This is a genomic window from Collinsella sp. HCP28S3_E9 (assembly GCF_052065455.1).
Taxonomy (GTDB): Bacteria; Actinomycetota; Coriobacteriia; order Coriobacteriales; family Coriobacteriaceae; genus Collinsella.
In genome coordinates, this window is record NZ_JBQHTZ010000024.1 from 1 (window position 1) to 10,909 (window position 10,909).

A 10,909-nucleotide genomic window follows, 5' to 3' on the forward strand; every position below is an offset into this window, starting at 1 on the left:
TTCCGAACCCGGAAGCTAAGCCCCATCGCGCCGAGAGTACTGCGGGGCCAGCCCGTGGGAGGCCAGGGCGCCGCTGACCGGTGGACGGCACCGAGCCGTGCGCTTGGACTGAGAAGGGGGAGGCCTCGCGGCCTCCCCCTTTTTTCGTTTGGGCGTTGTAAACTTAAAGCCCCTACGGCTTAATTGTCTTTTCTATTTGAAGAAAATAAAACGAATGACCAGCGCGATTGCCGCGATGGCAATGATCAGGAGCGCGATTTGGAGCCGGTGCTGTTTGCGTCGTCTGCTAGACGATATAAATATCGATTTTCCTTGCTTCGGCGTCTCTAAATAGCGGGCAGAATGCGTTAGGGTCTGCTTAGGACGAGGCTCTCTTCGTTGTTGCTTAGCGGGTGTTTGGGCCTGCTCCTGGTTGTATGCGCTGTTTTTGGATAAGGGGGCATCTTTGAGATACGCCGATTCGCTCGGTGCGACGCCCATGTGTTTGCGACCTGATTGAGATTCTTCAAGGGTTTGATAACGATTGCGAGTTACATATTCAGGCTCTGTATCGTCAATAGGCTCTTGGGAAATATGGGGACGATGGTAGCGTATGGTCTGCGGATAGGTTGATTTATCGTTCTGCATCTGATCATACGAATTGTCGGAGGCTTGATCGTCCATGATGCCCTTAGGTTGTCATTAATATTGTGTATACGCTCATTGTAAGCCCCAGCTTTGTTTAGCTAGGGCACATTTGGTATTTAAGGCACGGTTCAAAGAACCTTGACCTCATTAAATCTTAGTCATATAGACTTAGATATGCTTATAGATAGAGACTCAAAAAACTTTATATCAAAATGTATATATAAGAAATGGATGGGCATATATTAAAGCGTCAAAAGAAGTCCCTGCCACCTAGAAGATGGCTCGGCAGTCCCTTAAAGGAGTGGTAGTCATGGCAAGCATGGTTCCTTATCGTTCGGTTTTTGGTGTTCGTCCCTCTGCTAGCTCGTTGTTCGATCTGTTTGATGATATGACCGATCTGGCAAACAACTCGATCGCCTCCAAGGCGTTTCCCGTTGATGTTGAGGACAAGGGCGACGGTTACGAGGTTAAGGCCTTTTTGACCGGCGTTGCAAAGGACGACATCGACGTTGAGCTCAATGAGGGTCGTCTTTCCATTAGCGTGAATGTTGAGGAGAGCGAAGAGAACAAGGACAAGAACTACCTGCAGAAGGAGTTTTGCTCTTACAGCGCGACGCGCGGTGTGTACCTGAAGGATGCTTCGAGCGAGGGCCTTTCTGCAAAGTATGCTGACGGCATCCTTACCGTTACGGTTCCTAAGATTGTCGAAAAGAAGAACGTTACGAAGATTTTCATCGACTAACGTTATCGGCCATTAACATCGGTGCCTGAGCTAAGGGGGCTGGGAAGCGATTCCCGGCCCCCTTTTCTATTTGAGACAGCCTACTGAATATTTGAGACGGCCTACTGAATGGTCATGGGCCGATATTGCCCGGCGGGACGTATTGTGAGTTTATGTGGCCCCTCAACGCGGGTGGCGGTGCTACCAAGCTCGTTGTCGAGTGTTGCCCCAAGTGAGCTTGCGTAGCTTTTGACGGTAAGGCTTGGGCGATTGTTGTCTTGGCTAATGTGCATCGCGATAAGCTGCTCGGTGCGATCGGTTACCAGCGCGCGTGCGGCATCGGCGGCCTGATCGTTGGAGAGATGCCCTTTTGCAGACAGGATGCGCTCCTGAAGAAAGCGAGGATAGTCTCCTTGACGCAGCATGGCTACATCGTGGTTGCTTTCGAGCGCGAGAATGCGACAGTCCTTGAGCGTATCGATGGCATGCTTCGACAACTCGCCGGTGTCGGTGGCAAAGCCAACCGAATCACCCTGGGCATCAAAACGGTAGCCGACAGGATTGACGACGTCGTGCGATGTCGAATACGTTTGAATGCGGACCCCGGCAATAGAGAGGGCGTCACCTGGGTCGAATTCCTCAACAGACAGATGTGCAAGGCTTTCCTTTGATGCGAGCGTGCCCCTGCTGGTAAAGACCGGTCCGTTCCAATGTTTGCACCAGACCTCAAGCCCCTTAATGTGGTCGCTGTGCTCATGGGTGACAACAAGGGCGGACACGTCGTCTGCCGAAAGGCCGAGCTCAGCCATGCGTTTGAGTGTTTCGCGGCGGGACAGTCCGTCATCGACCATAATGAGCCCCTGCGGGCCCTCGATGAGTGCGCAGTTGCCTTTAGAGCCGCTGCCGAGGATATGAAGGTGCAGGCGAGACATAAGATTCCAAAGGATACAATGAGTGCTGACGAATAGAGGAGGAAGCGAATGCCAACGGTATCACAGCATTACGGACACCATGCCGTACCCGGGGCAGTCGATGAGACCCGGACGAGGCAGCAGGCTGCTCCTGTGGTGCTCATGGTATCAGGCGGTGCGGACTCGACGGCACTGCTTCTTATGGCGTGCACATCAAAGCTGGATATCCAAGATGGACGCGGCGTTGCCCCCATTGCTCGCGAGCGCCTACATGTGCTTCATGTAAACCATCACCTGCGAGGCAAGGCATCCGACGGCGACGAGGCCTTTGTGCGCGAGCTCTGCGCACAATATGGCTTGCCGCTGTGCGTGGAGCACGCCTATTTTGATGGGGAGTCGGGCAATATCGAGGCGGCTGCGCGCGAGGTGCGTTATGCCGCGGCGCGAAGGTATGTTCGCGAGCTTTGTGCCAAGATGGGGGCGCCGAGAACGGCGGCGCGCATCTGCACTGCCCATACCTCTTCAGACCGCGCGGAAACATTTTTGATGAACGCCATTAAGGGGTCGGGCCCTGCTGGGCTCTCGAGCATTCCCCGCCGAAGGAATATTGTGGTACGCCCCTTGCTCGACCTAACTCATGGCGAGCTTGTGGGCTATCTGCAGGTGCATGGTCAGCCGTGGCGCGAGGACGAGACCAACGAAGATATCTCGTATCTGCGAAACTACGTTCGCCACCGGGTAATGCCAGTGCTGGCGCAGCGTAATGCGAGCGTGTGCAAGACGATTGGTGCCGCCTGTGAGATCTTGGGTGATGAGGATGCGTTTCTATCCCAGTTGTCGGCACAGGCGTTTCGAAGCTGCCTGCGCAAAGAGGCAGCGGGCGCGCTGGTGCTTGATGCCAGACGCCTTGCTGCGGCCGAGGTGGTAATCGCACGGCGCATCGTGCGACTGGCGATTAAACGCATCGATCCGGATGCTCGCCCAGAGATGCGCCATGTGGAGCGAGTCCTCTCCTGTGTTGCCGAGGGTGCGGGTTCGGTTACGCTTCCGGCGGGGATTGACGCACGTGTTGAGTTTGGCATGCTGGCGTTTAAGGCGCCGGCGGCTCGTGAGGGCTTGGTTGCGGACTGGATTACCATACCCGGCCGTATGTCGTTGGGCGGGGGACGTATGCTGGTCACAGAAGCGATAGCCGTTGAGCCGGGATGCGATATCGTGCGCCGCGCCCGTGAGTTTGCGGCTGCTGGGGAAGTGGCAGCTTTGGTGGACGCGGCTGCCCTGGGTTTTGCCAACAGCGATAGCGAGCGGATCTTGGCGGGCTCGCGCGGCGAGGTTCCTGCCGAGGGGCGATTGGCGCGCCTGTGGGTGGACGGTCCCGCACCGGGAGACGTGATGTGCCCGTTAGGCATGAGTGGCCGAAGCAAGAAGGTATCCGACTTGTTGTGCGAGGCTCGTATTCCCGTTTCCGAGCGCACCGGCGTGCCCATGGTAAGGACGGCACCGGGGGGTGTCGTGGTGTGGGTCGCCGGAGTTCGCGCGGACGAACGCTTTAAGTGCACGGCGGCGACGCGTGTGGCCTATCTGCTTCGCGTGGTTGACGCGGATTAGCCCCTCGCACCAGTTTTTCTGTGCGGCGTTGACGGTATTCCCGCGCTGATGGTGCACGGGCTGGAAAATATACCCCGTGCGCTGCTAGAATGTGTAGTTCGCGTCCATACGGCGGTGTGTGGGCGATTAAGCACAAGAAAGGGTTGTCATGGCTTCTCAACATCCGGATATCGAGAAGGTTCTGTTTACGCAGGAGGATATCGACGGTATCGTCTCTCGCCTGGGCGAGGAGATTACGCGCGACTACGCGGGTAAGGATTTGGTGCTGATTGCGGTCTTGCGCGGCGCCGTGGTCTTTATGGGCGACCTGATGCGCAAGATCGAGCTGCCGACCAATATCGATTTCATGGCCGTTTCGAGCTATGGCGACGGTGTGAAGTCCTCGGGCATCGTGCGTATCATCAAAGACCTTGATATCGATATCCGCGGTCGTGACGTGCTGATCGTTGAAGACATTCTGGACTCGGGCCTGACGCTCAAGTATCTGATGAAGAACCTTGAGAGCCGCAAGCCCGCTTCTCTGGAGGTCGCCGCCTTCCTGTGGAAGGACGTTGAGGATCGCATCTCGGCCATTACGCCCAAGTATGTTGGAACCCATTGCCCCGATGCCTTTGTGGTGGGCTACGGCCTCGACTATGCCGAGCGCTATCGTAACCTTCCGTATCTGGGCATTTTGAAACCGGAGGTTTATTCGTAAGATGCCCGACGACCGTAACGACTACAATTCCCAGACACCCCGGGACCCTAAGATTCCGGGGATGCCCGGAGGCAAGAAACCCACACGTACGGGCTGGCTGTATTTTCTTTTGGCTTGCGCACTTCTGGGCTACGCCTTCTTTAATATGGGCTCCGGCTTTGCCAGCTCCAGCAATACCGTTAAGCTCGCGACGAGCGAGATGGTGAGCGCCATCAAGCAGGATCGCGTCGAAGATCTGACCTATACGGTTCAGGACGGAAGTGTGACGGGTCATTACTGGAAGGCGAAAAAGGACAAGGGCGACACGAGTGAGCTCAAGAGCTTTTCCTCGACCTATGTCGGCTCCGATTCGCTTGCCGAGCTCATGGCGGAGCATCCCGACACTAAGTACATCGTCAACACCAACGACCCCGATTTTTGGGGCGACTTGGCGATGAGCGTACTGCCGACGATTGCCCTGATCGCCATCATGTTCTACTTTATGCGCCAGATGATGGGCGCCAATAATAGGAACATGCAGTTTGGCAAGACCAACGCCAAGACCAACGAGGCTACGCGTCCCAAGGTCAAGTTCGAAGACGTTGCCGGCGTGGACGAGGCTGTTGAGGAGCTCGAAGAGATTCGCGATTTCTTGAGCGATCCGGACCGTTATCGCAAGCTGGGTGCCAAGATCCCGCGCGGCGTTTTGCTGGTGGGCCCTCCGGGTACCGGTAAGACGCTACTGGCCAAGGCCGTTGCCGGAGAGGCCGGTGTCCCGTTCTTTAGCATCTCGGGCTCTGACTTTGTCGAGATGTTCGTGGGCGTCGGCGCCAGCCGCGTGCGCGACCTCTTTAAGGAGGCCAAGTCTCAGGCTCCGTCGATCATCTTCATTGACGAGATTGATGCCGTGGGACGTCAGCGCGGAGCCGGTCTGGGCGGCGGTCACGACGAGCGCGAGCAGACGCTCAACCAGCTGCTGGTCGAAATGGACGGTTTTGAGGAAAGCGAATCGGTCATCCTGATCGCCGCGACCAACCGCCCCGATATTCTGGATCCGGCATTGCTGCGCCCCGGCCGTTTTGACCGCCAGGTTACGGTCGACCGCCCGGATGTGAAGGGGCGCGAGCAGATCTTGCGCGTGCATGCCGAGAACAAGCCAATGGATGAGGACGTTAAGTTTGAGAAGCTCGCCCAGATGACCGTTGGCTTTACCGGTGCCGATCTGGCAAACCTGCTCAACGAGTCCGCACTGCTTGCCGCTCGCCGTCATCGCTCCGTGATCTCGATGGACGAGGTCGAAGAATCGATGGAGCGCGTGATTGCAGGACCGCAGCGCAAGGGGCGCGTGATGACCGAAGCCGAGCGCACCACGATTGCCTACCACGAGAGCGGTCATGCTCTGGTGGGTCACATCCTGGAGCACTCCGATCCGGTTCACAAGATTTCGATTGTCAGCCGCGGTCAGGCTCTGGGCTATACGCTGCAGCTTCCGCAGGAGGATCACTTCCTCAAGACCAAGAACGAGATGCTCGACGAGCTTGCCGTGTTCTTGGGCGGTCGCGTTGCCGAGGAGCTCATGTGCGATGACATTACATCGGGCGCGAGCAACGATCTGGAGCGCGCGACCAAGATGGCGCGCGAGATGGTTACGCGTTTGGGCATGAGCGAGGAGCTGGGCACGCAAGTGTTTGGCGAGGCGCAGCATCAGGTGTTCCTTGGTCGCGATTATGCCGATCACCAGGATTACTCCGAGGAGACGGCGCGCCGCATCGATATCGAGGTTCAGCGCATCATGCGTGAGGCCCATCGCCGTGCTGTTGAGATTTTGGATGCCCGTCGCGATCAGCTCGATCTGATGGCGAAGGTGCTGCTTGAGCGCGAGACCGTCGAAGGCGACGCCGTGAACGCCCTGCTCGACAACGATTGGGATGCCTACCTTGAGCGCGAGGGCGACATTCTGGCAGCCAAGGAGGAGCGCAACGCCAAGGCGGGCGGCGTGCCGACCAAAAAGCGCACGCCTCGTATGAGCGAGGAGGAGCTGGCAGCTGATGCCGCAGCTTTTGCGCAGGCGGCCATGCAGGAAGATGCCGAAGTCGCATCCGATAGCGCTGACGATGTCGAGGCTGCTGACACAAAAAAGGCCGATGGCGACACCGAGGCCGACGAGTAGTCTTTGTCGTGAGAGCCTCCGCGGGGAAACCTGCGGAGGCTTTTTGAGCGATATGGGGCCATCTGTTGATTGGGGACAGACTTAAATGAGCGTTTTCACGCATTTAAGTCTGTCCCCAATTAACATTGCTGCGGTACTTTGCTTGACTAAAGCGTACAATACCGCCTATGCGAAAGGGGAACAGATGATCAACGAAACCATGTTTGCTCGCGGCGCGGAAAGCTCTATCATCCGCGAGATCTTTAGCTATGGACTTGAACGCAAGGCACAGATCGGTGCGGAGAACGTATTCGATTTTTCGCTGGGCAACCCGAGTGTTCCGGCGCCCGCTGCCGTGGCGGAGTCCATCAAAAAGGCCTTGGAGCTGCCGAGCGACCAACTGCACGGATACACGCCCGCACCAGGCCTGCCGCAATGTCGTGTCGCTGTGGCCGAGTCGCTCAACCGTCGTTTTGGCACGAGCTATGAGGGTAAAGATGTCTTTATGACCGTGGGTGCGGCGGCTTCGCTCACCTGCACGCTCAACGCTGTTACCAATCCCGGTGACGAGGTCATTGTTATCGCCCCGTACTTTCCGGAGTATCGCGTGTGGATTGAGAAGGCCGGCTGTACGTGTGTCGAGGCACCCGCCGATGAAGACACGTTCCAGCTGAGCGTGGGCAACGTGCTCAAGGCGATTACTGATAAGACGGCGGCCGTCATTATCGACTCGCCCAACAACCCGACCGGTGCCGTATATACGCGCGACACGCTGACGCGACTGGCCAATGTTCTGCGCGAGGTCAATGCCAAGCGTGATCCCGAGAATCCGATTATGCTCATCTCGGATGAGCCGTACCGCGAGATCGTGTACGGTGCCGAGGTGCCCTGGGTACCCTCAATCTACGAGAACACCGTCGTGTGCTATTCGTATTCCAAGTCGCTGTCGCTGCCGGGTGAGCGTGTGGGTTGGATTTTGGTTCCCAACACCAATCCGCAGGCTGCTCGCCTTATGCCGGCCGTCGCCGGTGCCGCCCGTACACTGGGTTTTGTGTGCGCACCGGCGCTCTTCCAGCGCGTGATTATCGACTGCATCGATGAGCCGAGTGATGTCGAAGCCTATGCTCGCAACCGAACGGCGCTCACCGACGCATTGGCGGAGTACGGCTACACCTACGTTGAGCCGGACGGCGCTTTCTATCTGTGGGTGAAGGCGCTCGAGCCCGACGCAAACGCTTTTTGCGAGCGTGCAAAGAAGTACGAGTTGCTCGCGGTGCCTTCGGATAGCTTTGGCATGCCGGGTTGGTTCCGCTTGGGTTATTGCGTGAGTTACGAAACGATTATCAATTCGCTACCAGCTTGGAAACAGTTGGCGGACGAGTATCGTTAAAAGCAGAGCGCTCTGCCTACAATGTTTTACGTGAAACGGGGTTTGGTGTTAAACCGGACCCCGTTGTCGTGGACGTTGTGTCTTTGGGATGGAGCGGTTTTACGACTATCGAAGGCTATGCGTACAATGAATATACGCGACGGCCATACCAGATAAGGAGACCTGATGCCCTACCTGCTTTCCTGTGACATTCATACCCATACGATGTTCTCTGCGCATGCATATTCGACCATTGAGGAGAATGTGTACTGGGCGGCAGAGCGTGGCCTGCAGGTGCTTGGATCTGCCGACCATCTGAGCTCTATGGTTACGGCTTGCCCCAATGACCTGCGCAGTTACCAGTTCTTTATCAACCAGGATATATGGCCGCGCATTTGGAGCGGCGTGTTGGTGCTGCGTGGCGCCGAGGCCGATATCGTTTCGCTGGACGGAAGCCTGTTTGGCGAGGACACTCCTGTCACGCTCGATATTGCCGGCGATTCGTACAGCCGTCAGCATTCGCTGTTCGATCGGGTTACGCGTAATTTGGATTATTTGGTTGCAAGCGTGCATAATCCGCAGTTCGCTGAAGGCGCGACGCTGGCCCAGACGACCGAGATGTATATCAATGCTCTGGAGCACCCCAAGGTGTTTATGCTGGGGCATACGGGTCGATCGGGCGTGCCGTTCGATATCGACGAGGTGTTGCTTGCTGCTAAGGCTAAGCATAAGATCATCGAGATCAACAATCACAGTCTTGAGCATGGCGCGGATGCCGAGCATTGGGACGTGTGCCGCAAGATTGCCGAGCGGTGCGCCGAGCTGGGCGTGGGGATTGGCGTCTCGACCGATGCGCACATTGGTATGGCAATTGGTAAGCTCGACCAAGCGCGCAAGATGCTCGACGAGATTCACTTTCCGCTGGATTTGATCGTGACGCGCGACCGCGAGACGCTACTGCGCGAGATGGCGGCAGCCGGCGTGTGTGACCTGCGCAAGAGGATGTAGCGGAGTTCATAAACCAAGTAAGGGGGCGGCCCAGACGGGGCGCCCCCTTCTTGTACCGGTGGATTAGCGGCGCTCGAGGACCGCTACAGTTTCGGTGTGGTCGGTATGGGGGAACATGTCGACGGGCGTGATCTTGAGCAGGCGATAGCCACCGTCGAGGAGCTGGTGCAGGTCACGCTCTTGGGTCACAGGGTTGCAGCTGATATAGGTGATGCGGCGAGGTCTAAGCGCGCAGGCGGCTTCGAGGAACTCGGGGGTAGAGCCGGCACGCGGCGGATCGATGGAAAGGACGGTGACGCGCTCGTTGTTGTCGGCGGCATCTAGGATGTAGTCGGTGGCATCGTCGGCCATAAACCAGGCGCTGCGGGTAAGACCGTTGAGCTCGGCGTTGCGGCGTGCGTCGGCAATGCCCGCCGGGTTGCGCTCCACGCCAAGTAACATGATGCCGATGCCCTTGTTCTGAGCTTCTTTAGCTGCGCAAAGACCGATGGTGCCGCTGCCGCAGTAGGCATCCATGAGAACATCGCCCTGGTGCAGATCCATACCGTCGATAGCGAGCTGGTAGAGCAGCTCGGTCTGCTGCGGGTTGGTCTGGTAGAACGCGGTGGGGGAGATATCGAACTCGCAGCCGAGTAGCTGGTCGCGCATGCATTCAGCGCCATACACGATGTGGGTTTCCTCACCCAGGATGGCGTTGCCAGGGCGTCCGTTGATGTTTTGGGCGACGGTGACGATACGCGGATCGAGTGCGGCGATGGCCTCAAAGAATTCCTGCGCATGCGGCAGGTCGCGCTGGGCGGTAACGAGGGTGATCATGATCTGGTCGGTGCGCCAGCCGCAGCGAACGACGGCATAGCGAAGCAGGCCCAGATGCTTGTCCTCGTTAAAGGCGGGAATGTGCAGGCGCTCGGCCTCACGCGCAATGCCGTTAAGAATCTGACGGGCTCCCGGTGCCTCGACGGGGCATTCGGGAACAGCGACGATTCTGTGCGTGCCGCGCTCAAAAAAGCCGCAGCGGACAGCGCCCCCTTTGCCGGGGGCAAAGGGAGTGGCGGCCTTATGGCGAAAACCACGCGGCGCAGGATATTTGCCCGGGTCGCCCAGAGTAACGTCCATACCGCGAATGGGATCGACGGTTATGCCCTCACGCTCGCAAAGAGCAGCAAAAAGTTCTTCCATGGCAGCCTGCTTGGTCGCCAGCTGCTTCTTATAAGGCCTGTTGAGCGCCGTGCATCCACCGCAAGCTTTCATGATGGAACAAGGCGACTTGGGATCAACGGCCTTATGAGCGGACCGGGACGACTCATTATGCGAGCGCTTGGAACGAGCTTGAGGCGCCTTATCCTCGCTCCGACGAAAGCTGGGGCGCTTGGTCTTAGCCTTGCCCTTGGCCGACTTACCCTTCGCATCCTGAGACGACTTGGATTTCTTGGAAGATTTTTTCTCCTCCGACCCCTCAGCCGCCTCGATCAAAGCACGACGAGCCTTACGCTCCGCACGAGATTCTGCCATGAAGTAACCCCACTAATTTATAAATTGAAATCTGAAAGCATTGTACCGTGCCAAGCTAGCAGACGATATACAAGCGTCCACTTCACGTTAGTGATAAGTCCAACGACGTTTGCCCGGCGCGGGCGGGGAGCGGCGCGTAATTAAGTTTATCGCGAGTTCCGCACGCAAAGGAAAGCACTTAATGTGCTTTCCGTCTTGCGCAGGACTGTAGAGCAGGAAACTTAATTACGCGCCGCTCCCCGCCCGCGCCGGGCAACTTCTCCCTTGTACTCTATCAAGGTAAAGTGTATGATTCTGGGCGTTACATGAATCACTTTACTTAACTAAA

Annotated in this window: 9 protein-coding genes and 1 rRNA gene; 7 read left to right on the forward strand and 3 right to left on the reverse strand. The window is 57.3% G+C overall.

Annotated features, from left to right (window positions below; all coding sequences use genetic code 11):
• Window positions 1–79: ribosomal RNA gene (gene rrf, locus ACTNA2_RS08720) — 5S ribosomal RNA — on the forward strand; the annotation flags it as partial.
• Between the two features lie 113 nt (window positions 80–192).
• Here rrf and ACTNA2_RS08725 read toward each other — a convergent pair.
• A complete protein-coding gene (locus tag ACTNA2_RS08725) occupies window positions 193–663 on the reverse strand; it encodes a hypothetical protein (protein WP_441049304.1) in 471 nt (156 codons plus the stop codon).
• 274 nt (window positions 664–937) lie between these two features.
• On the opposite strand from ACTNA2_RS08725, the gene ACTNA2_RS08730 reads away from it, so the two are divergent.
• Entirely contained in the window at window positions 938–1,369 is a 432-nt protein-coding gene (locus tag ACTNA2_RS08730; RefSeq protein WP_441049306.1) for an Hsp20 family protein, read from the forward strand.
• 101 nt (window positions 1,370–1,470) lie between these two features.
• On the opposite strand, the gene ACTNA2_RS08735 is transcribed toward ACTNA2_RS08730, so the two are convergent.
• On the reverse strand, window positions 1,471–2,280 hold the full coding sequence (locus tag ACTNA2_RS08735; RefSeq protein WP_441049308.1) for an MBL fold metallo-hydrolase: 810 nt from the start codon (window positions 2,278–2,280) through the stop codon (window positions 1,471–1,473).
• A gap of 48 nt (window positions 2,281–2,328) precedes the next feature.
• Here ACTNA2_RS08735 and tilS point away from each other — a divergent pair, with 48 nt between their 5' ends.
• From tilS to ACTNA2_RS08760, 5 genes are all read left to right on the forward strand, one after another.
• A complete protein-coding gene (tilS, locus tag ACTNA2_RS08740; RefSeq protein WP_441041363.1) occupies window positions 2,329–3,867 on the forward strand; it encodes a tRNA lysidine(34) synthetase TilS in 1,539 nt (512 codons plus the stop codon).
• Between the two features lie 148 nt (window positions 3,868–4,015).
• The gene (gene hpt / locus ACTNA2_RS08745) at window positions 4,016–4,564 is read left to right on the forward strand and encodes a hypoxanthine phosphoribosyltransferase (protein WP_154517754.1); all 549 of its coding nucleotides are present in this window, start codon (window positions 4,016–4,018) and stop codon (window positions 4,562–4,564) included.
• Between the two features lies 1 nt (window position 4,565).
• Entirely contained in the window at window positions 4,566–6,713 is a 2,148-nt protein-coding gene (ftsH, locus tag ACTNA2_RS08750) for an ATP-dependent zinc metalloprotease FtsH (RefSeq protein ID WP_441049310.1), read from the forward strand.
• A 184-nt stretch (window positions 6,714–6,897) separates the two neighbouring features.
• Window positions 6,898–8,082 (forward strand): pyridoxal phosphate-dependent aminotransferase, encoded by a 1,185-nt coding sequence (locus ACTNA2_RS08755; protein ID WP_154517761.1) that lies wholly within the window; start codon window positions 6,898–6,900, stop codon window positions 8,080–8,082.
• Between the two features lie 165 nt (window positions 8,083–8,247).
• On the forward strand, window positions 8,248–9,069 hold the full coding sequence (locus tag ACTNA2_RS08760) for a phosphatase (protein ID WP_154517764.1): 822 nt from the start codon (window positions 8,248–8,250) through the stop codon (window positions 9,067–9,069).
• 63 nt (window positions 9,070–9,132) lie between these two features.
• Here ACTNA2_RS08760 and rlmD read toward each other — a convergent pair whose 3' ends face one another.
• Window positions 9,133–10,581, reverse strand: coding sequence for a 23S rRNA (uracil(1939)-C(5))-methyltransferase RlmD (rlmD, locus tag ACTNA2_RS08765; protein ID WP_441049312.1), 1,449 nt, complete (start codon window positions 10,579–10,581; stop codon window positions 9,133–9,135).
• Window positions 10,582–10,909 lie beyond the last annotated feature (328 nt).